Source organism: Salmonella sp. SG203 (assembly GCF_013350575.1).
In the GTDB taxonomy this organism is placed as follows: Bacteria; Pseudomonadota; Gammaproteobacteria; order Enterobacterales; family Enterobacteriaceae; genus Salmonella; species Salmonella enterica.
In genome coordinates this window covers 292,060-316,927 of sequence record NZ_SNMT01000001.1, presented here as the reverse complement: position 1 = coordinate 316,927, position 24,868 = coordinate 292,060, and the positions used below count along the sequence as shown (strand labels likewise).

Here is a 24,868-nt window from a genome sequence, read left to right as displayed (position 1 = left end):
GGACAACGTTTACCGTGGGTGGAGAAAGAGAATGACAACAAACAGGGCTTTTGAAATCAGATCAGGATACAGCCATACGCTTGGCGCGAATTATGACGGCGAAGGCGTGAATTTCGCTATTTTTTCCGCCCATGCGGAACGCATCGAGCTTTGCCTTTACGATCCGAGCGGGGAGCATGAAATCGCTCGTCTGGAGTTACCGGAATATACCGACGAAATATGGCACGGCTATGTCCCGAAGTTGCAGCCCGGCGCGCTGTATGGGTACCGCGTTTACGGTCCTTATGACCCGGAAAATGGTCATCGTTTTAACCCCAACAAGCTGCTTATTGACCCTTATGCCCGTGAGCTGGTGGGCGATATTCAGTGGAACGATGCGCATTTCGCGTATCAATTACTTCATGACGATAAAGATTTGACCTTTGATGACCAGGATAGCGCGCCATTTACGCCTAAATGCCGGGTGATTGATCCGGCTGAGGCGAATTGGGAGGATAGACAACGGCCTTCCATACCGTGGTCGAACGCCATTATTTATGAAACGCATGTAAAAGGCTTTACCCAGCTTAATTCCGCGATCCCTGAGCCTCTACGCGGTACGTTTGAAGGCATGGGGCATAAAGCCAGCGTGGATTACATTAAAAGTCTGGGGATTACCTCCGTCGAGCTTTTACCCGTTCACTGGTTCCCGGACGATCAGCATCTGCTCGATAAAGGACTGAAAAATTTCTGGGGATATAACTCGCTGGGCTTTTTTGCGCCGGCGACGCGCTACTATGGTCCAAAAGGTATTCAGGGATTCCGCGATATGGTGCGCGCTTTCCATGATGCCGGCGTCGAAGTGATACTGGATGTGGTCTATAACCATACGGCAGAAGGGAATGAACTTGGCCCCACGCTGTCATTTAAAGGTATCGATAACTTCTCTTACTATCGCACCATGCCCGATCAGCATCGCTATTATATTAACGATACAGGGACAGGTAATACCGTCAATACCTCTCATCCACGGGTACTGCAAATGGTGATGGATTCCCTTCGCTATTGGGCGGAGTCAATGCATGTCGACGGCTTTCGTTTTGATTTGGGCACCATTCTTGGTCGTGAGCCGGAAGGCTTTGATCAGAGAGGCGGCTTTTTTGATGCGGTAACGCAAGACCCGGTGCTGGCAAAACTGAAACTGATTGGCGAACCCTGGGATATCGGACCGGGCGGCTATCAGGTTGGCGGTTTTCCACCAGGATGGGGCGAATGGAATGATAAATACCGCGATACGGTACGCGAATACTGGAAAGGTGACAACGTCACAAATGATTTCGCCGCACGCCTGCTGGGTTCCGGCGATCTCTATGATTTGCGCGGCCGTCGCCCCTGGTCAAGCGTTAACTTTATTACTGCCCATGACGGCTTCACGCTGAACGATCTGGTGTCTTATAACGACAAGCATAATGAAGCCAATGGCGAAGATAATAATGATGGGCATAATGATAACCGCTCCTGTAATTATGGCGCAGAAGGGCCAACCGACGACGAAGGCATCAATGCGATACGCGAGCAACAGAAACGCAATTTCCTGACCACCTTGCTTTTCTCGCACGGCACGCCGATGTTATTAGCGGGCGATGAGTTTGGCCGCAGTCAGATGGGCAATAATAACGGCTACTGTCAGGACAGTGAAATATCGTGGGTCCACTGGGATAATTTGCCGGAAACCGCCAATGCGCTACGGGAGTTTACCCGTCATCTGATTCAACTGCGCGCCACGCAACCGTTGCTGCGCCGGGAGAGCTGGCGTGACGGTCTGGAGATCCGCTGGTTTAACGCCGGCGGAGGGGCGCAGCAATCCGAACAATGGGATGAGGGATCGACGATAGGCGTATGCATTAGTCGACCCGATCTTCAGCCAGAAGCGGGGATCTGGCATGACGCCTTACTGCTTTTCAATCCGTTTGAAGGCAGCGTACCGTTCCGTATTCCGATGTGGGGAGAAGGCGGCTGGGTACTTGAACTGACGACTGCCGATAACGCGCAGCAGGGAATGCGGATTACCGAAGAAATGGATTTCGATCTGGCCGGGCGCAGCATCGTATTATTCAGACGCCCCTGATAGTAAAACTGCGCTCCGGACCCAACCGGCCTTGATGGCCGGTTTTTTTACTGGCGCTCAGGCGATATCATGTCGCAGAAATAACACCGTTGTCAGTTTACCGCCCGAAAAATTCATCCGCCTGTTGGTATTCCTTTGATTGTCTTCACCGATATTCGCTTCAGGCCGTCTATTGCCATTTCAAGGTAGGTACGTGGACATCCCAGATTTAAACGGATAAATCCGCTGCCCGCCGGGCCAAAGCCGCTGCCCATTGAAGGAGCAATACCCGCGACATCCGCCATTACCCATTTTAGCTGTTCGTCATCCAGTCCCAGTTTTTTACAATCCATCCATAATAAATAGGTTCCCTGCGCCGGGACAATTCTTGCCCAGGGAAGGTGCTCTGTCGCCTGTTCAACAAACCAGCGGCGGTTTTCCGCCAGGTAATCCAGTAGCGAATCCAGCCACTGTCTGCTTTCATTCCATGCGGTAGTCGCCGCCTGAACGGAGAGGGCGTTAAAGACGTCCAGCCCATGAGCGTCCAGACGAGACAGGAATCGCTGGCGAAGCGTAGGATCGGGAATGAGAAAATTAGAAATTCGCAACGACGATAAGCCAAACGTTTTGCTGGCCGCAGTGGCGGAGATGACCCGTTTATGCCAGCGCTCCCCTAAATGCAGTACCGAGGTAAAGGTTTCGCCGGGCAGCAATAGATCGGCCCATATTTCATCCGAGATGAGAGTGACATCATAAGCTTCACATAATAAAAGCAGTTGCTCCAGCTCGTTGGCCGACCAGCAACGCCCGGTTGGATTATGTGGATTACACAAAATCATTAGCGGAGGGCGCTCATGGCGAAACAGCCTTTCCAGTTGACAAAAATCCATCTGGTAGCCTTCATCCGGCGACTCGCTAAGGGGATTCTCCAGCAGTTTTCTACCATTAAGCGTGATTATTTTGGCGAAGGAGCCATAGTATGGTCCCTGTACCACTACGCCGTCGCCTGGATGCGTCAACATTTGCACTAAGAGCGCCAACCCTGGTACGACGCCTTCCACGCTGCATACCCATTCCTGTTTTAACGTGAGCTGGTGGCGTGACGAAAACCAGTGAAGCAGGGCGTTAAAATAGGCCTCATCACGTTCACTATAGCCAAATACGCCATGCTCGATTCGCTGATGCAATGCCGCCTGAACCTCAGGCGGGCAGGCAAAATCGAAATCAGAAACCCACATCGGCAGCAGTTTCCCTGCGCCATCGCCAAAGTGACGCTCAATAAAATCCCACTTTACCGAACCAGTATTGTTGCGATTGATAATCTGGTTAAAATCCATCTTGTTTCCTTATTATTCCGTCACTGACGATTGCGGCGACTTTTCTGAGGCGGAGGCAGTTCTGGCAATACCAATTCCGCTAAAACCATAAATTAATGCGAAGAAGATTGCCGCATAGCATTGGATAGCCCAGGGCAGAAGATCAAGCGTGCTAACGCCCAGCGTGGTTGCCATGTAGACGCCAGCCGAGGTCCACGGCAGGAGAGGTTCGATAACGGTACCGGCATCTTCTATCGTCCGTGAAAGGTTTTTAGTATCCAGCCCCATACGACGATAGGCATCTTTAAACAGTTCGGCGGGAACTAACAATGCCAGTTTACCGTCGCTGGTCGCTCCTGTGACCAAAATTGTGGTGCCGATAGTGGCGGCAATGAGTTGACCAACGCTATGAATAATGGTCAGCAGTCGGTTAATGATGATCGTTAACGCGCCGGTTAACGTTAGCGCTCCGGCAAATGAAAAAGCGCAGAAAACTAACAGTATCGTTCCCATCATCGAGAACATTCCGCCCCGGTTTAGCAGGCGTGGAACATCGGCCACGACACCTTCTGCGCCTTGTGGGAACATGGCGATATCAAATCCATCAATGAAAGCGTCCAGTCCCTGTTTGATGCTCAGTCCCTGCATGATGACGCCAAGGAATAAGGCAAGTACGCAGGCGCTTAACATTAATGGGATGACAGGCTTCTTGCGAATTGCGCCCCACAGTACGATCATCGGCGGCAAAATAAGAACAATATTAAAATGGTATAGCGACTCCAGCGAGTGGATGATGTCCGTAACGCGCTGCGGCGTGGCCACCTCGCCCAGCATATTACTGTGTCCGGCGATAAGATAAACCACGGCGGCAAGCAGGAAACTTGGCAGGGTCGTCCAAAGTAAATGCTGAATATGCTCAAACAGAGTAGTGTCTGCGACAATCGCGGCAAAGTTAGTCGAGTCGGACAACGGTGAGATTTTGTCGCCGAAATAAGCGCCAGAAACGACGGCGCCAGCTGCTGCTGCAAGAGACACGTCCAGCCCGGCGGCAACCCCCATTAACGCAACGCCAACCGTCCCGGCGGACCCCCACGATGTACCGGTACAGACGGAGACCACGCTGGTTAAAAAGAAGGCTGCAATCAAAATATATTCCGGGCTTATGAGTTTTAGCCCCCAGTACACCATGTAGGGAATGGTGCCACTAAACATCCAGGTGCCAATCAAACCACCCACGCAGATCAGGATCATGATAACCGGCATTGCCTTAGCCAGTTTATCCACCACTGAGTTGATGATGTCTTCCCAACAGTATCCTTGCCACCATGCAATGCCTGCCGCTACCGCCGCAGAGCACAGAAGGAGCGGTTCGATACGTAGCCCCATGATGCCGTAACCGATAATCAACAATAACAACATGGAGATGACTGGGATTAGCGCTAAACCCAATGACAGCGTTTTCTTCTTGTTTTGTGATGCACTCATAATGGAGCTCCGGTCAGTAAGGTAGCTCAAGGGTAGGGGGATACGCTTCTCACTACTGTGATCCATTACTTTCGTCCATGTAACCGATTACATGAGAAGGGTTAATTTGATAGTCATCACAGTTTTTACTGTTGACGACGCATTCATCGTGAAAAATAGGGCGCGACAGAATCGCGGATCACCAGTTCGGCATTGAAATGATTGCTGCTGGGCGGCGGCGTAATGCCCTGGTATAACTGTATCGCCAGTTGCGCGGCACAACGCGCCATTTGTTCGACCGGATAATGCATTGTTGTTAACGCCGGATAAAGATACCGGGCCAGCACCACATCATCAAAGCCGACAATAGAGAGCTGTTGCGGAAGCTGAACGCCGCGTTGATGAAGAATACGCATAATGCCAGCGGCCATCACATCGTTAAACGTGACCGCTGCCGTAAGGGGAAGCCCGCTATTAATAAGTTGATGCGCGGCCCGCTCGCCGCCTTCTTCGTTAAACGGAACGCTAATCACCCAGCGAGGGTCTGGAGAAATACCATATTCTTCCAGCGCCTCACGGTAACCATCAAGGCGTTCCTGACGATCAATAATTGGCAAGTCAGATGTCACACAGGCAATGCGCCGATGCCCGTTCGCCAGGAGATATCGGGTCGCTTCCCTGGCGGCGCTGCGATTTTCCAGCCAGATACACCGGTTGGCCATACCGGCGATATAACGATTAACAACAACCAGCGCTGGAAAGTGGGCTGCGTAGCGCAGCAGCTCTTTATCCGGTAATCGGCTGGCGTGTACAACAATAGCCTCACAGCCTTGATTAACCAGAAAATCCAGTCCCGCTTTTTCCATTTCTTCGTCGTGGCCGCCGCTACATACCATCAAGCGATACTGCTGCTTACGAGAAACATCTTCTACGCCGCGAGCAAGGCGGGCAAAAAAAGGATCAGCCAGATTGCCGGTTAACAATCCGAGCATATCGCCGCTGCGTTTCGCCAGCGCGATAGCGGCGGCATTCCGGCGATAATTGAGATCGCGCATGGCTTTCTCTACACGTTCGCGCGTGACGGGTTCAACCCACGCGGTCTGGTTAATGACGCGTGATACAGTCGCGGTTGATACACCGGCCATGGATGCAACATCCTTTATTGTCGCCATGTTAAGCTCATATTTGTTCGTTTAAAGGGTATCAAAGCCATTGATTATCATGTTACGTGGAAATCAGTGCAATCACTGCGGCGCAGCCTGAATTTATAAACATTTTTAAAATCATCCTAAATCCTGGTAACTGCAAATTTTAGTAGCTACCTCAATGAGTTATTGACCACTGAATTTTCTACGATAACATGACTAACAATATACACATGATAAGAACCACTACACTGGGAAATCGTTGCGTGGTGGTTCCGGAGATAGATGATGAGTAGTATTACAAAAAGCATACAGAATGAATATGTTTTATTGATGGAAAACGCTTTTTCTGAAAAATATAAATATGCATTCAGAAATTTAGAACTAAAAGAATTACGTAGATTCATCCTGAAAGAGCTAATTAGCTCTCCCGAGTTAGATAATCAACTTACAAACCTAATCGTGTTGCTAAATAAATTTTGGGATACTCACGCCGCGGCGCTTATAACAGAAGTGCGGGCGTCTAAAAGTTATCGATTATTACTTCCGATTCAACGCTTTGGTTATAACATATCTAATCACCTTAGATCTCTGGGGATTTATTTTGATAGCATCATAATGGTTGATCCATTACATTTTCCTTCTCTTAGCTCTCTGCATTCATTTTTGTCATTGCCACCAGATAATAGTTATGTCCGCATGCGCAGGTTGGTATTACTTGAACATGTTTCTAATCTATTTCGCGCCATCCCGTTTATGACTATTGATGATGATTATCCAATTTTTCTAATCGTTCCTGAATTACTGGATTTTGATAAAGAACGCAATCATGAACAATCTGCCGCTTTTCTAAGCCAGCTCTTTTTTAAAGATAGAAAAATGGAATACGCTACTTATTTAGCGTTTCTTGAGCACTTTGGGAGAAATGAAGAAACATTCCAGAAGATCCTAACAAATAAAGAATTATTAAAAACATTGCTTAATAATTTCAATAACATCGAAAAAGAAGTCTGGGTTTACGATACAGATTTAAAGAGTTTTACAACAAGAGAGGTAGATCTTCTGGATTACGATCTGCCGTCAGCTATAGCAACCTTACTGGGTAAGGTTGAAGGTGCAATTTATGCACAACGATCAACTCAATTATCGGCAACACTATTAGGCATTGATCCGGTTATTTATAGTAACCATATGTTTTTACATGAATGGACTACGGAGCAGTTGGTCAAGGATTATGGTAAATTAAATCCTCTTTCTTCTGAAGAGCAAGCGATTACAATGGGCCTTTCAGCCGCGGAAGTAAAATTCCTTACTGCGCTTTCCGATCTAGAATTAAAAAAGATTAGAGAAAGAGGTCAACTGGAATCCTTAAGGCATGAACTAAGAATCTCAAGGCATGACTTGCAAGGAAAAACACCAGATCAAATGCAAGATGCGGCAAATAATTTTTCAAAACATTTAATCAATGTGGTCGAAGAGTATGGAAAGTCGCATGAATCAGCCATTAATAATTCAAAGAAAAAAAAGATCTCATCTGGATTAATTTTTGCAGGAACAGCCACGTTAGGTATAGCTTCACTTGCCATGCCGCAATTGACATTACTTTCAGCAGCAGCAACGGGAATTGGCCTGGCCTTTGGAGGTAAAAGTCTGGCAGATATTTTTAGTGAACATAAAGCACATAAAAATGAAATCCAGATATTAGAAAAAACACCCGTATCGCTTTTGTATGGGGCATATAAAAAGAAATAGTAATACTGTGTATACCGTCTGGTAGCGGAAGTCTGGCATTTGATAGTTTTTGAAGCAATTGTCGTAAAGTTACTCAAACAATCACATTGTTCAGGAAAGCCTATGAGGAGATGGTTGAGAATAGGGGGTCTTCCGCTGATTCCCCGAACTATCCACCAGTTCATGCAAACGCTGTGCTAACTGGCCACTGTTTTTCCCCGGTTGCTGCTTTGACCGTCAGATTTTCCAGTGTATTGTCAGTATCATAACGATCTGGACGCCGGCGAATTATGGCGGGTGAAATGGAAGTGGCCAAAGGGATGCTGCGCACGCTGATTAAAGTCACGTTCGGTTATCCTGCGATTTTTGACGAGGTTCGGCAGGAATGCCAAATCAACAATGCGCATGTTGTCGCCGGATGTGGATCCGGGTATCAAAGCGTTTATAGCCGTTGTCAGAGCTGCAGAACATCAGTCAGAAAAAGCAGCGGACCAAGGTAAAACCCACTGAGCCAAAAACCTGCGCGACGAACCGGTCACAGTGGCCGGTTTTTTTATGCCTGCGTGGCGTGTGCTGCGTGAAATCGTGTGCAGGATAAGCGGGTGCAAATCAACAGAATTCGCGCAGCGTCACGGCAGGGAAGGGATCAAACTTATGGGCCAGAAGTTTTTTGACATACACGAATCCAGCCGCTTTAACATGTCTTTTAAATGTTCTGGTGAATTTAACATAATATACATTATGCGCACCATAATAGCGGAAGGCGAAAAGCAGCCCCCCAGCGTGAATCAGTCTCATACAACCAGCGACCAGCCCTTGCAGACTCAATGAGCATACCTATCGTGAAATCCGGCACCTGAGGAATATCGTTTTTGCGAAACGGATTAAGCAAATGCTTTAGCGGTGGTTCTGGCGGATAGTATGTTGTGATCGAGAAATTCCCTCTATCTACATTAAATGTCGTAAAAAAATCATCCATCAATGCCAGTGCTTCATCATCTTCCAGCCGTAGATCTGAATCCAAATCTGTTGACGGTGTCAGTTCTTTTTTCTTAAAGAGGTAAATTCCATCATGGCTTCTTACCAGTTCATAAATCCGCTGTTCAAGAGTATCACTTACCATATTTTATCGCTTCCTCTGGCAATACGGTTGTAATCCCTGACTGTACGATATGCAATCTGCGACACGTCAGAGGCCAGAATAATCCATCCGACAACAGGTATAGCACGACCGGTAAACGCGCTAATTTTCGCAACCATTTTTATTTTTAACGTTGTGGCGGGTATCCACCTATCACAGATGGCAACTGCATTCCCCAAGGAAATTAAGCTCTTCAACTGTATCCATACTCTAATTTACTGATTAAATTAACTTTATGTATTGGCATATGCAACCACTTTATAGGATTGTTATAACACATTTGTTCGTCGTGCGCTTGAATTAGACAATGGCAAGCTGGTGCGCACGCTGTTAACGTTCCTGGTAATCGATACAAGCAGTTAGGTTCTGGACATCTGAACTTAGCCTTGAAAAAACCGTCAGCAGCCCGCATCCCTGACTGGGCTGGAGCTGAATCTCTTTCGGGAAGGATGCTTTTATTAGTACTATTAAAGGTGCTATATTCAGTCATCAACCAGGAGGTAAATTATGGCATTTCAAATTTTAACGACTACTGCAGCAAGCATTACAGAACTGAAACGTGACCCAATGGGAACTTTCAATGCCGGAGATGGCGCTCCAGTTGCCATTCTTAACCGTAATGAACCGGCTTTCTACTGTGTGCCTCCGGCACTTTATGCTCATCTTATGGATATTCTTGAGGATGAAGAACTCGGTCGTATTATCGATGAGCGTGCGAATGAACGCGTCATTGAGGTCAACATTGATGACTTATAAGCTAGCATTTAACGAATCTGCACTAAAAGAGTGGAAAAAACTGGGTCATACCATACAGGAACAGTTTAAAAAAAAGCTACGGGAACGACTCGAAAACCCTCGGGTTCCTGCTTCGCAATTACATGGAAGAAAGGATCAGTACAAAATTAAGCTGCGTGGTGCAGGATACAGACTGGTGTACAGCGTCGAAGATGAAATTATCACGGTAACTGTCATTGGTGTTGGAAAGCGTGAAAATGATGCCGTCTACAAAATGACACGGCACAGAAGCTAATCACTCAGGAAATGCTCTCTTTCCCGTCAAGCGATACGACAAACAGGCTCAGTTCTTTTATGTGCACATTCGATGACATAGTGGATGTCACCACATTCCATACCGATCCAGAGCAACAACTTAACGACGTTATGGCGGTGAAACAGGAGATATTTGCCCTTCCCCCTTATCCTAACTGAACCGCTGTTGGCGTTACCTGGCTGGCCGGCTTTGATTTCGAAATAAAGGTTATTGCCCGAATCCCCTGATGCTTATTCTCGGTAAAACCGGTAGCATTATATGTACCGGTTTTATTTTATTCATCCCTGCCCTTCATCCTGTATGATTAACATGCAATCACCAAACATATCGAACTGACATGACTGGATATGTTCTGAGGTATAGGCCTTAATGAGTAGATCAACCCCAGCAAACTGACCAGTTAACACCATATGCGTCGTTTTTGGCTGATGTAAGTTCGTTAGCAGGCAGTCAACCACTTTCAGTTGATAGCCTGGATGTATATAAAGCGCAGTCCAGCCAGAACTTGCTTTGAGGCAATTGTGTTCCCTCGAATACGCGGACTCCAGGCATCGTGTAACGGTAGTTCCTACGGCAAAAATACGTCCGCCATTTTGCTTCGCAGTATTAATGATATCCGCTGTTGCTTGCGGAACCTCGTAGTATTCTTCGTTGATAGTCACTTCCTCTACACATTTTGTTTGTATTTTTCTGTTGGACAACATTTCTGTTGATGCAACATGTAAAGTGATGAAGGATATTAACCCACCTTTATCTTTGATTTTTTGGATAAGATCCCAGGTAAAATGAATGCCGGCAGAAGGTATTTCCAAAGAACCATACTTTTTAGAAAAAACGGAACGGTAAGCATCTGGATATTTATAAAATAGGCTGGAATCCACATACTCATCAAGACGCTCACCATGACTGGCTAAATAGCAAATTAAGGCCTCATGATTTTCCACGACGGCCCGGTACTGGCTCTCCTCGCTAAACCTTTGCTCTATCTTAATGGAAATTTCAGGGTTATCAACCAAATAGAAAACATCATTCGCGTTAAGCCTTTCTTTTAAAAGTCCGGAAATAATTACTCTATTATTTGGTAAAAATCCCTCTAAAACAATTTTAATTAACCTATTCTGTCTTGTTTTACAGATAAACATATGGTTTATTATAGTACTGTCGTTAAAACAGATTACATCACCTTCTTTGATATAATCTGTTAATTTACTAAAGTCTACCTTATGAATTTCCCCTTTACTCCGGTTGAGGACAAGCATTTTACACTTTTCCCTGTATGAATCATTGGCTATCCAATGAGGTCTGAGTGGGATAGTCATCTGATCGGTAATGCGAAAATCATATTTTTCGGTAAGCATATATTTACCCTTTGAAAAACCATTGATACGGCGATTGTTATATAGCCGTATTCTGCAGTATACGTTGGCCTTTCAAAGGGTGAAAATTAACTCGATAAATGTTGTTGTTATATTTACTTTGCTGGCTATTTAATCAATGTCAGATACCGATATTAGCCTGGACGATCGGATTTGACCGCCCTTTTCTTTTGCTTATTCCGGCATTGAAGCATCGCTATCCATTGCATCGGCAAACTTTTGCATTAGCCGAACAAAGACATCAAGTTCATCCTGAGGCCAGTCTTTAAAAACAACTTTGCCCATTTGCTCTCGAGCGGCGTCTATACGCTCCGTCATCGCCTTTCCTGTACGGGAGATAACGGCCTCGCGTATACGACGATCGATGGCATTATGCTGCCGTATTATCAACCCCAGCTTCTCCAGTTTGGCGACCTGTCGGCTTACCGTCGTATAATCACGACCGGCACGTTCGGCTAACTCAACAACGCCAATCGGCCCTAAACGTTCGATACTAATAAGGATCGAAAATAGTGCACGATCGAGTTGAATCCCCGCCTCTGCAATTAATTTCTCATCATTACGAGGCCGGTTGAGCGCGCTCACCACGCGAATCAACGCACCGTGAAGCGCCTTCATTTGCTCGGAAATATGTGTATCTTGCACATTTTTATTTTCTGACATAGCATGTCTCCTCTTATGTGCATAATACACATATTGGAGAGACGATGACAACATACACCACTACAGATGTACTGATCTGCGGCGCTGGCGTTACCGGGCTTACTTTAGCCATCGAACTGGCGCGTCACGGGGTCTCATTTCGCCTGATTGAGAAAAGAACGACGCCTTTTACCGGTTCCCGCGGTAAAGGTATTCAGCCGCGAACGCAAGAAATCTTCGAGGATATTGGGATACTCAATAAAGTGGTCGCCGCCGGCGGGCTCTATCCCCGATTACGAACCTACCGTCATGACGGAAGCTACGTAGATTCAGATATTGCGCATAATACAAAACCGACCCACGCCGAACCCTACCATCTGCCATTGATGGTTCCACAGAACGTGACAGAAACGATTATGCGGGAGCAATTAAAAGCATGGGGACATCGGGTGGAGTTCGGCTGCGAGTTACGACATTTTGCGCAAACTCCACGCACAGTCACCGCGTATGTTGCCGGGCCGGCTGGAGAAGAGGTCATCATCGCGCATTATTTGATAGGTGCGGATGGCGGCGGAAGCTTTGTCAGAAAAAAATTAGGCGTCAGCTTCCCCGGTCGTACGTTGGGAATCCATGCGCTTGTGGCTGACGCTTCACTTTCCGGTCTGAACCGGGATGTATGGCACCATTTTAACGATGGCGATATGACGCGGATGATAACGATTTGCCCTCTCGCCGGCACGCAGCTCTTTCAAATCCAGGCGTTGTTGGCCCCGGACGACTCGCAGAATTTCTCAGCCGACGCGCTCACGGCTTTTCTTACTGAACGAATCGGGCGGACGGATGTTCGCATCCATTCGATTCCCTGGGTATCGAAGTACCAGATGAATGCGCGCATAGCGGAACATTACCGTGTGGGTAAGGTATTTTTAGCCGGTGATGCCGCTCATGTGCATCCGCCGACGGGTGGGCAAGGGTTAAATACCAGCATCCAGGATGCCTATAACCTGGGATGGAAAATGGCAGCCTCGCTGCGGGGCGCAGGAGAAGAACTTCTCGATAGCTATGAACAGGAACGCCGCCCGGTAGCCGAATCACTGCTCCACCTTTCTACCCGATTACTTGACTCTCAAAAACAGGGGGGCATCAAACGAGAACGCAATGTTCAACAACTTGACATCCAGTATACCGACTCCCCCTTAGCCCACACGTTGCTCGAACGTCAGCATGGGTTACAAGCGGGAGAAAGAGCTCCGGATACTCCTCTTTTGGGCGCCGGCGGCCAATCATTACGATTATTTCAGTTACTCCAGGGGCCGGACTGGAATCTGTTGGCCTACGAAACCCACGGTAAGGTTATCGATGCGCGGCGAGGACTGCGTATTCATCACATTGGCGAGCGGGACGAGCTCATCGATACCCTGGGGCACTTCCGGGAGTCCTATCATCTGGCGCCGGGTCAATGCGTGCTGATCCGACCCGATGGCTATGTCGGCGCATTCTTTCACGGCAAACAGAGCAACGATATTGAAAATTATCTCTCTCGTTTTGCCATAGGGATTAAAGATGAATACTAATGTCTATGAGAACACCGACAGCGAAACTATCACCCCGCTCAACAAGCGGCGTATTTTGCCTGTTTTCCTGCTTGTCGGCCTTTATGCCGCCAGTACAGCGGCTGTAATGTCGGTACTGCCTTTTTATATCCGCGAGATGGGCGGTTCGCCGCTTATCATTGGAATCATCATCGCCACTGAAGCTTTTAGCCAATTTTGTGCAGCGCCCCTGATTGGCCACCTTTCCGATCGCGTTGGCCGCAAGCGAATACTGATTGTCACGCTGGCTATTGCGGCGATAAGTTTACTATTACTCGCCAACGCGCAATGTATCCTGTTTATCCTGCTCGCCCGCACGCTTTTTGGCATTAGCGCCGGGAATTTGTCAGCCGCCGCAGCCTATATTGCCGATTGTACGCACGTCAGAAATCGGCGCCAGGCAATCGGTATCCTCACAGGCTGCATTGGCTTAGGCGGTATTGTCGGTGCAGGCGTTTCCGGGTGGTTATCGCGTATCAGTCTGAGTGCGCCGATCTACGCCGCCTTTATACTTGTCCTTGGGTCTGCCCTGGTCGCGATTTGGGGGTTAAAAGACCCTTCCACAACATCACGTCCCACAGATAAAATAGCGGTGTTCTCTGCCCGCGCTATTTTAAAGATGCCAGTCCTTCGCGTCTTAATCATCGTAATGCTTTGTCATTTCTTCGCCTATGGCATGTACTCTTCACAATTACCTGTTTTTCTTTCTGACACCTTCATCTGGAATGGGCTTCCCTTTGGGCCAAAAGCGTTAAGCTACCTGTTAATGGCGGACGGGGTTATTAATATTTTCGTTCAGCTATTTCTGTTAGGTTGGGTGAGCCAATATTTTTCGGAGCGAAAGCTAATTATCCTCATCTTCGCCCTTCTTTGTACTGGATTTCTCACTGCGGGTATCGCCACGACCATACCAGTGCTTATTTTTGCTATCGTTTGTATTAGCATCGCTGATGCGCTAGCCAAACCCACTTATCTTGCCGCCTTGTCCGTCCATGTATCGCCTGCCCGACAAGGTATCGTCATCGGAACGGCGCAGGCATTAATCGCAATCGCTGATTTTATATCCCCCGTATTGGGCGGATTTGTCCTGGGTTATGCTCTGTATGGCGTCTGGATCGGTATAGCTATCTCTGTCGCCATTATTGGTCTGGTGACGGCAATGATTTACCTTTCAAAAAGTTCAGTGCTAATAGTGAAACCAGAAACAGAATAATGTGACAACGTCACAAACTTTATTGTTCCCTTCTTCCCTTATTTATCAAAAGTATTGTACTTATATTGAATGTTTAAGAGGTATTTATGGAAATTATGCTGGTTGGCATTTGCCCTTGTAACGCGCGGGGAAAGCATGAAAAAAATATATCTCGTTGTTATCGTACTGTTTTTTATTTCTACAAAAGTTTATACACTACTTCATAACAACATCTTCTTTTGTCGAAACAGCCCGGAGTGTGATTTGTCTCATGTTCTCCCCGACTACCGGGAGCAGATTTCAGGCACACCGCTAAAATATACCTTGATTAATATAGCTCCATTAGCACAGGTGGTAGTCAGACACTATGAATTATTATCGCAACACTGGTCGCCAGATGACATGGTAACCCCTGCGCAATGGCGACATAACGTTGATATTTATATCCCTGAAACGGCAAAAGAGCACCATGCTTTGGTGGTTGTAAACAACGGAATTAATTATGAAAAAGGCGTACAAATCACTGGTAAACCTGGTGATTTCCCCCAGGAAACACTGGCAAGCATCTCCCGTGATACGAATACCATCGTAATATCAGTGAGTGATATACCTAACCAATATTTAACCTTTCAGGATGATAAAAAACCACTGAAAGAGGACGAAAGCGTTTCCCGAAGCTGGGCATTATTTATGGAAGCGCCGGAGCAACGTAAGTTAATGCCTTTAAATATTCCTATGGTCACTGCCCTATCGCAAGCGATGAGATTAGCAAAAAAGGAGTTAACGCAATGGAATATAAATTCCTTTATCATTACAGGTATTTCAAAGCGTGGGTGGACCACCTGGTTGTCAGCTATCGCCGATCCTGATGTTGAAGCAATTGTTCCCTTCGCCATTGATCTACTTGATATTGATGCTTCACTTGAGCATATTTATCAATCATACGGTGGAAATTGGCCCATTACATTCTACCCCTACTACCAGCAAGGCATAGATGAGAAAATAAAATCCCCCACATTTACCCAACTAAGGCAAATAATAGATCCGTTAAGATATCTCAATACTATTTATCAACCCCGCCTTGCAATACCGAAATATATTATTAATGCAAGTGGCGATGATTTTTTCGTACCAGACAACACTCGCTTTTATTATAGCAAACTTCCTGGCGTAAAATCATTACGTATAGTGCCTAATATGAACCACTACTCAATTAACCAGTTCGCTGAAGAAAGCCTCGTTCCATTTATTAATAGGTTTCAAAGTAAAAAAACATTACCACAGTTGATCGGCCTTATTCACCACCATCTTCTTACGGTCTATTTCTCAGAAGCGCCGGTAAAAGTCGTTCGCTGGACAGCCAACAATCCAAATGCGCGTGATTTCCGTTATGCCTGTGGCATCCGCTATCAGCCGCTTACAATAGATATTCCCGCCAACAATAAGATCAGTATTACGTTAAATGAACCGAAGACAGGTTGGGAAGCTACCTATATCGAAGCCACTTTTAATGATGGCTATGTCGCCACGAGTCAGGTTTATATTACGCCCGATGAAAAATACCCACAGACAGCACCACCTTCCGTTAACGCCGCATGTCAAACGTTACCGGGGCGTGGATTAGGGGAAAACGATAGCCCCGATTGAATTTTCAAGTAATTGTCTGATTTTAAATAATTTTATCCATCACGCTTGCGATGGATAAAAATCCTCTGCGATAAATTTTTGTTATATTGATCACGTTCTAACCACAAGAGAGGTGATTTGAAAATAACCTTAAAATATTGTGGTCAGGCCGCTAGACCACAATAAGAGGATTAATCATGAAAAGAAAAACAATGGGATGGCTTATCGTTTTTCTTCTATTTATAGTTTACATGCTCAACTATATGGATCGTTCAGCATTGTCGATAACTGCCCCCTTGATCGAAAAGGAGTTAGGATTTAACGCCGCGGAGATGGGAATGATCTTCAGCGCATTTTTTATCGGATACGCCCTGTTTAATTTTATTGGTGGCTGGGCCAGCGATAAAGTTGGGCCAAAAACCGTTTTTCTCATCGCAGCGTTACTATGGTCTGTATTTTGTGGCTTAACTGGTTTGGTCACCGGATTGTGGACAATGCTTATCGTGCGCGTTCTTTTCGGTATGGCTGAAGGACCGGTCAGCGCTGCCGGAAATAAAATCATCAATAACTGGATTTCCCGAAAGGAGTCTGCCACGGCGATCGGAATTTTTAGCGCCGGTTCCCCGCTCGGCGGCGCGGTGTCCGGGCCGATTGTGGGCCTGTTGGCGTTATCCTTAGGCTGGCGCCCCGCATTTGGCATTATTTTCTTATTTGGCCTGGTCTGGGTATTACTGTGGTACTTTATCGTTAGCGATAAGCCAACAATGAGTAAACGCCTGGCGCCGGAAGAACGCATTGATTTTGAAAATCATGAGGACGTTATTTTATCTGATGATGGCCGGGCTACGCCTTCACTCGGCTATTACATGAAACAACCAATGGTATGGGCGACAACTCTGGCTTTTTTCAGCTACAACTATATTCTTTTTTTCTTCCTGACCTGGTTCCCAAGTTACCTGAACCATTCGTTACATCTCGATATTAAAGAAATTAGTATCGCTACGGTAATTCCCTGGGTCATCGGCGCCATTGGTATGGTGCTCGGCGGCGTCTGTTCTGATGTAATTTATCGGATTACCGGTAATGCTCTGCTCTCACGTCGACTTATTCTGGGCGTATGTCTGGCAGGCGCGGCGGTATGTGTTGCCGTTTCCGGTACCGTTAGCACTATTGGTAGCGCAATTACGCTCATGTCAGTTTCACTCTTCCTGCTCTATTTAACGGGCCCAATTTATTGGGCGGTTATTCAGGATGTTGTTCATAAAGATAAGGTAGGGAGCGTCGGCGGAGCCATGCATGGCCTGGCTAATATATCCGGCATTATCGGTCCGCTTGTCACCGGTTTTATCGTTCAATTTAGCGGTAAATATGACTATGCGTTCTATCTGGCTGGTGCTATCGCTATCGTTTCAAGCCTGTTGGTCTTCGTGTTTGTAAAAAGTAAAGGATTCAAAGCCAATGAAAGTCAAAGCTGTGTTCATTAATAAGCCTGGTGAAGTTGAAACCCGCTGGGTGGATTATCCCCATAAGAAAGAAAATGAAGTATTAATTAAGGTTGATGCTGCAGGCATTTGCGGATCGGATATCGGGGCTTTTCGTGGAACGAACCCACTGGTTACTTACCCAAGAATTATTGGGCATGAAGTGACCGGAATTGTTCTTCAGGAAGGCGCCGGAATGCCAGACAATATTAAAAAAGGCGACCGCGTGATTGTTGACCCTTATATTTATTGTGGTCACTGCTACCCTTGCTATGTCGGCAGAACTAACTGTTGTGAAAATTTAAACGTCATTGGCGTGCATGTCGATGGCGCAATGCAGGAGGTGGTTACTCATCCCGCACATTTAATTCATAAAATACCAGATAATGTGCCTTCTGAAATGGCGCCGCTGGCAGAACCGCTGACCATCGCTCTGCACGCGCTGCACCGGGCAAACGTTAAGGCCGGGGAATATGTTGCCATCATCGGCGCGGGGGCCATTGGTCTTATGGCGGCATTAAGCGCGCGACATTACAAGGCAACGCCTATTCTGATCGATATTGTGGAAGAAAGGTTACGCTATGCGCAAAAGCTTGGCGTTCCTTATGTACTGAACGCCGCTGACGATCAGGTTATCGACGCTATTAAAAATATCACCCACGGCACCATGGCGCAGGTCGTGATAGAAGCCTCCGGCGCAAATAGCGCTATTCGAAATACGCTTGATTTAGCATCGTTTGCTGGTCGTATTTCGTTTACCGGATGGCCAAAACAGGAAACGTCGCTGCCGACGAACCTGATCACCTACAAAGAACTGGATTTACGCGGCTCCCGCACCAGTGCCGGTGAATTTGATGAGGCATTACGCATGCTGTCAACGCTGGAGATTAATCCGCAAGATGTTGTCAGTAAGGTCGTCAATCTTGATGAGATCCCTGATGCAGTTAAAGAACTTGATCGCTATCCGGAGCGCTACTTAAAGATTAAAGCTGTTTTCCATTGATTTACGGCGAGTTCTACCGCATGGCATATCCGCCATGCGGTGTTATTTACCGACAAACTTAGCCGCCGACAATCTTTCTCACATAGCGTAAATGTTCCAGAGATCCTTCATAGGCGCTGTCAGCATCAGACTGGCGCATCGCATCCACTATCGCTTTGTGTTGTTTGTTGAGATTAAGTAAAACATTTCTGTCTCCAGACTGCTCATCAAGCCCGGCATAAGGGATATTAATCCGTTGTTCCCATAACATACGGGACATATCGAACAACACCCGGTTACGGCTAGCCTCAGAGATCGCAAGGTGAAACTCTTTATCCAGCGAGTAAAAGCCGTGGACGTTATTATCGTTAATGGCTTGATCCATACGATGATAAATCGCCTCTATTTGGTTGATGACGTCAACGTTATCGTTTTGTGCGGCTAAGCGCGCACAATGGCTATCAACCAGCTCGCGAGTAGAGAGAATTTCTTCGATGGTATAGTCGCTGGCAAGGTGTTTTTTATCTGAAACGATAACCCCATTACCGGACTGAATCACGATCCATCCCGAGATCTCCAGTACAATAAGGGCTTCTCGCAAGGAGGCGCGGCTCACGCCAAGCTGTTTTGCCAGTTCGCGTTCTGGCGGTAAAAAAGTTCCCGGGGGAAAAATATTATCATTGATCAGCTTAATGATGAGGTTGGCTATCTTCTGATAGAGCCTCTCCTGCCTGACCTCAGGTATAACCATGCGCCCTCCAATCCATATCCAGGGGATTTTGAATGGATTTAGCATACCATCCTGGCGCTGGTGATCGTGATAATTAATTACCGTGCATGATAAAGAGAAGCAACCGCCGGTAGTCTCTATTACCTTCGCCGAGCCTACCGGGGAAACTAAACCGAGACGAGCGATTTATCCTTTGACGTTGATTCTCTCGAACACGGGCGCTGTCGCGTTCTTAAACTGAGAAAGAGACCAGGTTTTATAGTTGATATCATTGTAGCCGCGCACCATCATCTCACCGTGCGTTAAGTCAGACAGCGTTGTCCAGACCGTATATTCTGAGACCGGTTTGCGGGTGGCGTTGCCTTCCCCTTCACTCCCCATATAATCAACCGTAATATTTTTCGGACGATCGAAACGGCTCATAATATGTGCAAGCGTATTCATTGCGTCGTGGGCGGATGTCGCTTGCGGCGCATATGTGGTGTAATAAACGCCGCGTATAAAACGGGAAACCGACGTATCGGACGATGGCAAGTCTGCAATAGCAATCCCGCTATCAGGCTGCATCACTTTTATCCCGCCCAGTGTGCCTGAAGAGCGGTCCACATTGGTTAATTGCGTATAATTATTCAGATTTGTCAGATGCCAGGGGAATGCGGGACCATTTGTCATCACGCGAGTGGGATTGTCATAGACATGGAATTTGCCATTTTCCACTTCAACGACAATGCTCCCTCCTTTCTTGTCGTAAAACGCGTAATGAAATGGCGATTTCAGATCGCCAAACCGATGCAGTTCCGGTGACCAGAATTTGCCCTCTTTTATTGCCTGTTTTACCTCGCCGACAGTAGCAAAACGGGCCAGCGCCCATTCTCCCAACGAGGTGACAGGAATTGCCTGTTTATATTCACTCGCGGGCAATGGCGGCAACTGCGCATTCATGATCATGTTTTCACTAAATGACAATCCCGCGCTATTCATGCCTTCAAGTATGTCTCTGCTATCGCCATCAGTAATGGTGGAAGTAATGGCCAGTATCGGATATTTCGCCTGATAGCTTACTCCCTGACTGCCATCCGGCGTTTTTTTATCAAACTGTGTTCCCGCCGGATAATACGTTAACCACGAGGGTAAATCCTGCATATACTCCAGCGTACGCCCATGAAAAATATCGCCTTGTTTATCCTGAATAGCAAGGGTTGTGCAGGCCTGTGCAGCCAGGGCGTATGAAAACAGCGCCGGAGCGATAAATAACATTGCTTTACTTTTTTTCATCATGCTCTCCTTGTTTGTAAAATGGATTGGATGAATATATTAAATTAAACCTATCAATGGTTATGCAGCACGTAATTAATTGTGATCTTATTTTACAAGCTAATAAATTTAACTGACGGGTTTAAAGGAGAGTTAAACACAGCGAACTAACATGAAACGCGTTATCCGTGTGACCATTTAAAAAAATCCCATCATGTTATAAATAAAAAACACGGTTTCTTATCAACATTAAGAGATATCTTCACAACGCTATATTTACTCCACATCACCAATAACATTAAATTAATTTATGTTTTTGAGTAATGTGAGTAGCACACATGTAATCAGTTGTTACGAATTAGAAACATAATTGCTACTAAAACACGTTGAGAAAGACAAGAAATGCAACATATGATGCCCACACTAACTATAGTGGTTTGGGATAAACGTTATGCAAACACAAGATACATTTTATCAAGTTATGCGTAGACACGGCGTGACAAGGCGTAGCTTCCTCAAGTTTTGCAGCCTTACCGCAACGTCTTTAGGCCTGAGCAGTTCGATGATTCCTCAGATAGCTTATGCCCTGGAGAATAAACCGCGTACGCCAGTGATATGGCTGCATGGTCTTGAATGTACCTGCTGTACCGAATCTTTCATTCGCTCTGCGCACCCGTTGGCAAAAGATGCCATTTTGTCGCTCATTTCCCTGGATTATGACGACACCATTATGGCCGCCGCAGGGCAACAAGCCGAGCAGGCGTTGGCGGATGTGATGCGTGAGTACAAAGGAAATTATATCGTTGCCGTGGAAGGTAACGCGCCGCTGAATGAAAATGGAATGTTTTGCATACTGGCTGGCGAGCCGTTCCTGGAAAAGTTAAAACGCGTCAGCGCGGATGCTAAAGCGATTATCGCCTGGGGGTCCTGCGCATCATGGGGCTGCGTGCAGGCAGCCCGTCCCAACCCAACTAAAGCCACGCCGGTTCACAAGTTAATTACCGATAAACCCATTATTAAAGTGCCAGGCTGCCCGCCTATACCTGAAGTGATGTCCGCCGTTATCACCTATATGCTGGCATTTGATCGCATCCCTCCCCTTGATCGTCTTGGACGACCAAAAATGTTTTATGGCCAGCGAATTCATGACAAATGTTACCGACGCGCGCATTTCGATGCCGGTCAGTTTGTGGAAGCGTGGGATGACGAAGGCGCCAGAAAAGGGTATTGCCTGTACAAGATGGGCTGTAAAGGCCCGACCACCTATAACGCCTGTTCAACCGTTCGCTGGAATGATGGCGTGTCTTTTCCTATCCAGTCGGGTCATGGATGCCTCGGATGCTCGGAAGATGGATTCTGGGATTACGGTTCTTTTTACAGCCGGGCAACGGGCATTCCGCAAACCGGCATTGAGGCTACCGCCGATAAAATCGGACTGGGCGTTGCCGGCGTCGCGGGCGCTGCCGCCATCGCTCACGCCACGGTGAGCGCCATAAAACATGCCCGCAATAAAAACAACACGTCATCAGAAAACGCTCCGGAAGAGAAAAAATAATTATGGCATATCCTTATCAGACTCAGGGTTTTACGCTGGACAATAGCGGACGGCGAATTGTGGTCGATCCGGTTACTCGCATCGAAGGGCATATGCGTTGCGAAGTGAATATCGACAGTAATAATGTTATTACTAACGCCGTGTCGACCGGCACCATGTGGCGCGGCCTTGAGGTTATCCTGAAAGGTCGCGATCCGCGAGACGCCTGGGCATTTGTTGAACGCATTTGCGGCGTCTGCACCGGTACACACGCTCTGACCTCAATCCGTGCCGTAGAAAATGCGCTGGGAATCGCGATTCCGGACAACGCAAACTGTATCCGTAATATGATGCAGGCTACGCTACACGTTCACGATCACCTGGTGCATTTTTATCATCTGCACGCGCTGGACTGGGTTGATGTGGTTGCCGCCCTGAAAGCCGACCCGCATCAGACCTCCGCCATCGCGCAAAGCCTTTCCGCATGGCCGCTATCCTCGCCGGGATATTTCCGCGATTTGCAAAATCGACTGAAGCGGTTTATCGAGTCCGGTCAACTTGGCCCTTTCCGTAATGGCTACTGGGGACATCCGGCTATGAAACTTCCGCCGGAAGCCAATTTGCTGGCGGTCGCCCACTATCTTGAAGCGCTCGATTTTCAAAAAGAGATCGTAAAAATTCACACCGTTTTCGGTGGTAAAAACCCGCATCCTAACTGGCTGGTGGGCGGCGTTCCTTGCGCCATCAACCTTGACGAAACGGGCGCGGTCGGCGCAGTGAATATGGAACGCCTGAACCTTGTCAGTTCCATCATCCAAAAAGCTCGCCAGTTCTGCGAACAGGTTTATCTTCCGGACGTCTTGCTGATTGCCAGTTATTACAAAGACTGGGCAAAAATCGGCGGCGGGTTATCGAGCATGAACCTGCTGGCTTATGGCGAGTTTCCGGATAACCCTAACGATTATTCCGCCAGTAATCTTCTGCTTCCGCGTGGGGCTATCATTAACGGTCGTTTCGACGAAATTCATCCTGTCGATTTAACCGCCCCCGATGAGATTCAGGAGTTTGTCACTCACTCCTGGTATACCTATGGTAACGGCAATAACGATAAGGGCCTGCATCCCTGGGATGGTCTGACCGAACCGCAACTGGTCATGGGCGAACACTATAAAGGCACAAAAACTTTTATCGAACAGGTGGATGAGTCCGCTAAATATTCATGGATTAAATCGCCGCGCTGGAAGGGACATGCGATGGAGGTAGGTCCGCTGGCGCGTTATCTGATTGGATATCATCAAAATAAACCGGAATTTAAAGAGCCCGTGGATCAACTGCTGAGTGTATTAAAGCTGCCTAAAGAAGCGCTCTTTTCTACATTAGGACGTACTGCCGCGCGTGCGCTGGAATCCGTATGGGCAGGCAATACGCTGCAATATTTCTTCGATCGTCTGATGCGTAACCTCAAGTCCGGCGATACGGCGACGGCAAACGTCACGCTCTGGGAACCCGATACCTGGCCTACATCGGCAAAAGGCGTTGGTTTCAGCGAGGCGCCGCGTGGCGCGCTGGGGCACTGGATAAAAATTGAAAATCAGAAAATCGACAGCTATCAGTGTGTGGTACCGACAACCTGGAATGCCGGGCCGCGTGACGATAAAGGTCAAATTGGCGCGTACGAAGCGGCGTTAATGGGGACTAAACTCGCCGTTCCCGATCAACCATTGGAGATTTTACGTACTCTGCACAGCTTCGATCCCTGCCTGGCCTGCTCCACCCATGTTATTGATAATCATGGAGGGGAGCTGGTCAGGGTTCAGGTACAATGACGACGATTCGGAGGTCTCAATGCATCTCAAAGAAATAACCAGCCAGGGGTACTATATCTATGAAGCGCCGGTCCGTTTATGGCACTGGATCACGGCGTTATCCATTGTCGTCCTGGCTGTTACAGGATATTTCATTGGCCGCCCCCTGCCATCGATTCAAGGTGAAGCGACCTTTATGTTTTGGATGGGCTGGATACGACTGATCCATTTTACCACGGCGTATATTTTTACTGTCGCGCTGCTGTTTCGTATTTACTGGGCATGTGTCGGCAATGAGTACGCCAGGGAGATGTTTCTGGTTCCGTTCTGGCGCCGCGCCTGGCGCAAAGGCGTTATCAGCGAAATCCGCTGGTATTTTTTCCTCGAAAAAGAGGCCCATCGTTACTATGGACATAATCCGGTAGCGGGACTGGCGGTAATGTTCTATTTCTGGATGTCCGTACTGATGGTGTGTAGCGGCTTTGCGCTCTATGGTGAAGGGCTTGGAACAGACAGTTGGGCGTATCAATGGTTTGGCTGGATGATTCGCCTGACTGGCAACGATAGCCTCGCGCTACATTTCTGGCACCGGCTGGGCATGTGGTTCATTATCGCCTTCGTCATTGCGCATGTTTATACCGCTATCCGCGAAGACATTATGAGCCGACAAAGCGTGATTTCCGTCATGATAAGCGGCTGGCGCTGGTTCAGGTGATAACA

At 47.3% G+C, this 24,868-nt stretch carries 20 protein-coding genes and 2 pseudogenes; 13 read left to right on the top strand and 9 right to left on the bottom strand.

The annotated features are described in order from the left end of the window. Positions 1-31: 31 nt before the first annotated feature. Positions 32-2,107, top strand: coding sequence for a glycogen debranching protein GlgX (gene glgX / locus HV477_RS01640; protein WP_045900204.1), 2,076 nt, complete (start codon positions 32-34; stop codon positions 2,105-2,107). 113 nt (positions 2,108-2,220) lie between these two features. On the opposite strand, the gene HV477_RS01635 is transcribed toward glgX, so the two are convergent. From HV477_RS01635 to HV477_RS01625, 3 genes are all read right to left on the bottom strand, one after another. After that, the gene (locus HV477_RS01635) at positions 2,221-3,423 is read right to left on the bottom strand and encodes a MalY/PatB family protein (RefSeq protein ID WP_000347160.1); all 1,203 of its coding nucleotides are present in this window, start codon (positions 3,421-3,423) and stop codon (positions 2,221-2,223) included. 12 nt (positions 3,424-3,435) lie between these two features. Beyond that, positions 3,436-4,887 carry a Na+/H+ antiporter NhaC gene (gene nhaC, locus HV477_RS01630; protein WP_001522538.1) on the bottom strand — a complete coding sequence of 484 codons (1,452 nt, stop codon included), beginning with the start codon at positions 4,885-4,887 and terminating at the stop codon, positions 3,436-3,438. Between the two features lie 143 nt (positions 4,888-5,030). Next, positions 5,031-6,038: a LacI family DNA-binding transcriptional regulator gene (locus tag HV477_RS01625; protein WP_000201080.1), complete on the bottom strand. Its 1,008-nt coding sequence runs from the start codon at positions 6,036-6,038 to the stop codon at positions 5,031-5,033. A gap of 258 nt (positions 6,039-6,296) precedes the next feature. Between HV477_RS01625 and HV477_RS01620 the strand changes: the two genes are divergently transcribed. Beyond that, entirely contained in the window at positions 6,297-7,763 is a 1,467-nt protein-coding gene (locus tag HV477_RS01620) for a hypothetical protein (protein ID WP_079898817.1), read from the top strand. A 718-nt stretch (positions 7,764-8,481) separates the two neighbouring features. Here the strand turns inward: HV477_RS01620 and HV477_RS01615 are convergent. Beyond that, on the bottom strand, positions 8,482-8,865 hold the full coding sequence (locus tag HV477_RS01615) for a DUF1493 family protein (RefSeq protein WP_079898820.1): 384 nt from the start codon (positions 8,863-8,865) through the stop codon (positions 8,482-8,484). Beyond that, positions 8,859-9,067 (bottom strand): annotated as a pseudogene (locus HV477_RS28885) (STM2901 family protein); the annotation flags it as partial. The gene HV477_RS01615 and the pseudogene HV477_RS28885, both read right to left, overlap by 7 nt. A gap of 323 nt (positions 9,068-9,390) precedes the next feature. On the opposite strand from HV477_RS28885, the gene HV477_RS01610 reads away from it, so the two are divergent. From HV477_RS01610 to HV477_RS01600, 3 genes and pseudogenes are all read left to right on the top strand, one after another. Further along, positions 9,391-9,639 carry a type II toxin-antitoxin system Phd/YefM family antitoxin gene (locus HV477_RS01610; RefSeq protein WP_000885424.1) on the top strand — a complete coding sequence of 83 codons (249 nt, stop codon included), beginning with the start codon at positions 9,391-9,393 and terminating at the stop codon, positions 9,637-9,639. Further along, positions 9,629-9,913: a type II toxin-antitoxin system RelE/ParE family toxin gene (locus tag HV477_RS01605; RefSeq protein ID WP_000221343.1), complete on the top strand. Its 285-nt coding sequence runs from the start codon at positions 9,629-9,631 to the stop codon at positions 9,911-9,913. The genes HV477_RS01610 and HV477_RS01605 overlap by 11 nt, the downstream gene beginning before the upstream one ends. Positions 9,914-9,969: 56 nt before the next feature. Continuing rightward, positions 9,970-10,161 (top strand): annotated as a pseudogene (locus tag HV477_RS01600) (Rid family hydrolase); the annotation flags it as partial. A 51-nt stretch (positions 10,162-10,212) separates the two neighbouring features. Here HV477_RS01600 and HV477_RS01595 read toward each other — a convergent pair. Together HV477_RS01595 and HV477_RS01590 are read right to left on the bottom strand one after the other, a co-directional pair. Then, complete coding sequence (locus tag HV477_RS01595) at positions 10,213-11,292, bottom strand: S-adenosylmethionine:tRNA ribosyltransferase-isomerase (RefSeq protein ID WP_020839353.1); 1,080 nt, start codon at positions 11,290-11,292, stop codon at positions 10,213-10,215. 192 nt (positions 11,293-11,484) lie between these two features. Then, positions 11,485-11,973: a MarR family winged helix-turn-helix transcriptional regulator gene (locus tag HV477_RS01590; RefSeq protein WP_001293634.1), complete on the bottom strand. Its 489-nt coding sequence runs from the start codon at positions 11,971-11,973 to the stop codon at positions 11,485-11,487. Positions 11,974-12,017: 44 nt separating this feature from the next. Between HV477_RS01590 and HV477_RS01585 the strand changes: the two genes are divergently transcribed. The 5 genes from HV477_RS01585 (at position 12,018) to HV477_RS01565 (ending at position 18,846) form a co-directional block, all read left to right on the top strand. Continuing rightward, positions 12,018-13,526, top strand: coding sequence for an FAD-dependent oxidoreductase (locus HV477_RS01585; RefSeq protein ID WP_079898821.1), 1,509 nt, complete (start codon positions 12,018-12,020; stop codon positions 13,524-13,526). Then, positions 13,516-14,757, top strand: a complete 1,242-nt coding sequence (locus HV477_RS01580; protein WP_079898822.1) for an MFS transporter — start codon at positions 13,516-13,518, stop codon at positions 14,755-14,757. Before HV477_RS01585 ends, HV477_RS01580 begins: the two co-directional genes overlap by 11 nt. Positions 14,758-14,826: 69 nt before the next feature. Continuing rightward, complete coding sequence (locus HV477_RS01575) at positions 14,827-16,383, top strand: PhoPQ-activated pathogenicity-related family protein (protein ID WP_079898823.1); 1,557 nt, start codon at positions 14,827-14,829, stop codon at positions 16,381-16,383. Positions 16,384-16,559: 176 nt separating this feature from the next. Beyond that, entirely contained in the window at positions 16,560-17,846 is a 1,287-nt protein-coding gene (locus HV477_RS01570; protein WP_000824240.1) for an MFS transporter, read from the top strand. Beyond that, positions 17,821-18,846, top strand: coding sequence for a zinc-binding alcohol dehydrogenase family protein (locus tag HV477_RS01565; protein WP_175064917.1), 1,026 nt, complete (start codon positions 17,821-17,823; stop codon positions 18,844-18,846). Before HV477_RS01570 ends, HV477_RS01565 begins: the two co-directional genes overlap by 26 nt. A 58-nt stretch (positions 18,847-18,904) precedes the next feature. Here HV477_RS01565 and HV477_RS01560 read toward each other — a convergent pair whose 3' ends face one another. Together HV477_RS01560 and HV477_RS01555 are read right to left on the bottom strand one after the other, a co-directional pair. Further along, positions 18,905-19,696, bottom strand: coding sequence for a FadR/GntR family transcriptional regulator (locus HV477_RS01560; RefSeq protein WP_001518759.1), 792 nt, complete (start codon positions 19,694-19,696; stop codon positions 18,905-18,907). A gap of 45 nt (positions 19,697-19,741) precedes the next feature. Then, on the bottom strand, positions 19,742-20,833 hold the full coding sequence (locus tag HV477_RS01555; RefSeq protein ID WP_079898825.1) for a choloylglycine hydrolase family protein: 1,092 nt from the start codon (positions 20,831-20,833) through the stop codon (positions 19,742-19,744). Positions 20,834-21,260: 427 nt separating this feature from the next. Between HV477_RS01555 and HV477_RS01550 the strand changes: the two genes are divergently transcribed. The 3 genes from HV477_RS01550 to cybH are packed head-to-tail and all read left to right on the top strand — an operon-like array spanning position 21,261 to position 24,863. Next, positions 21,261-22,364: a hydrogenase small subunit gene (locus HV477_RS01550; protein WP_079898826.1), complete on the top strand. Its 1,104-nt coding sequence runs from the start codon at positions 21,261-21,263 to the stop codon at positions 22,362-22,364. A 2-nt stretch (positions 22,365-22,366) separates the two neighbouring features. Next, complete coding sequence (locus tag HV477_RS01545; protein ID WP_079898827.1) at positions 22,367-24,169, top strand: nickel-dependent hydrogenase large subunit; 1,803 nt, start codon at positions 22,367-22,369, stop codon at positions 24,167-24,169. Continuing rightward, on the top strand, positions 24,120-24,863 hold the full coding sequence (gene cybH, locus HV477_RS01540) for a Ni/Fe-hydrogenase, b-type cytochrome subunit (RefSeq protein WP_079898828.1): 744 nt from the start codon (positions 24,120-24,122) through the stop codon (positions 24,861-24,863). Before HV477_RS01545 ends, cybH begins: the two co-directional genes overlap by 50 nt. The last annotated feature ends 5 nt before the right edge of the window (positions 24,864-24,868 follow it).

Bases quoted from the DNA above. Each gene is read 5' to 3' on its own strand.
- HV477_RS01605 (WP_000221343.1), top strand. From the start codon at position 9,629: ATGACTTATAAGCTAGCATTTAACGAATCTGCACTAAAAGAGTGGAAA.
- HV477_RS01585 (WP_079898821.1), top strand. From the start codon at position 12,018: ATGACAACATACACCACTACAGATGTACTGATCTGCGGCGCTGGCGTT.
- HV477_RS01615 (WP_079898820.1), bottom strand. From the start codon at position 8,865: ATGGTAAGTGATACTCTTGAACAGCGGATTTATGAACTGGTAAGAAGC.
- HV477_RS01620 (WP_079898817.1), top strand. From the start codon at position 6,297: ATGATGAGTAGTATTACAAAAAGCATACAGAATGAATATGTTTTATTG.
- HV477_RS01635 (WP_000347160.1), bottom strand. From the start codon at position 3,423: ATGGATTTTAACCAGATTATCAATCGCAACAATACTGGTTCGGTAAAG.
- HV477_RS01575 (WP_079898823.1), top strand. From the start codon at position 14,827: ATGTTTAAGAGGTATTTATGGAAATTATGCTGGTTGGCATTTGCCCTT.
- HV477_RS01565 (WP_175064917.1), top strand. From the start codon at position 17,821: ATGAAAGTCAAAGCTGTGTTCATTAATAAGCCTGGTGAAGTTGAAACC.
- HV477_RS01555 (WP_079898825.1), bottom strand. From the start codon at position 20,833: ATGATGAAAAAAAGTAAAGCAATGTTATTTATCGCTCCGGCGCTGTTT.
- HV477_RS01550 (WP_079898826.1), top strand. From the start codon at position 21,261: ATGCAAACACAAGATACATTTTATCAAGTTATGCGTAGACACGGCGTG.
- HV477_RS01625 (WP_000201080.1), bottom strand. From the start codon at position 6,038: ATGGCGACAATAAAGGATGTTGCATCCATGGCCGGTGTATCAACCGCG.
- HV477_RS01590 (WP_001293634.1), bottom strand. From the start codon at position 11,973: ATGTCAGAAAATAAAAATGTGCAAGATACACATATTTCCGAGCAAATG.
- HV477_RS01580 (WP_079898822.1), top strand. From the start codon at position 13,516: ATGAATACTAATGTCTATGAGAACACCGACAGCGAAACTATCACCCCG.
- HV477_RS01595 (WP_020839353.1), bottom strand. From the start codon at position 11,292: ATGCTTACCGAAAAATATGATTTTCGCATTACCGATCAGATGACTATC.
- HV477_RS01610 (WP_000885424.1), top strand. From the start codon at position 9,391: ATGGCATTTCAAATTTTAACGACTACTGCAGCAAGCATTACAGAACTG.
- glgX (WP_045900204.1), top strand. From the start codon at position 32: ATGACAACAAACAGGGCTTTTGAAATCAGATCAGGATACAGCCATACG.
- HV477_RS01545 (WP_079898827.1), top strand. From the start codon at position 22,367: ATGGCATATCCTTATCAGACTCAGGGTTTTACGCTGGACAATAGCGGA.
- nhaC (WP_001522538.1), bottom strand. From the start codon at position 4,887: ATGAGTGCATCACAAAACAAGAAGAAAACGCTGTCATTGGGTTTAGCG.
- HV477_RS01570 (WP_000824240.1), top strand. From the start codon at position 16,560: ATGAAAAGAAAAACAATGGGATGGCTTATCGTTTTTCTTCTATTTATA.
- cybH (WP_079898828.1), top strand. From the start codon at position 24,120: ATGTTATTGATAATCATGGAGGGGAGCTGGTCAGGGTTCAGGTACAAT.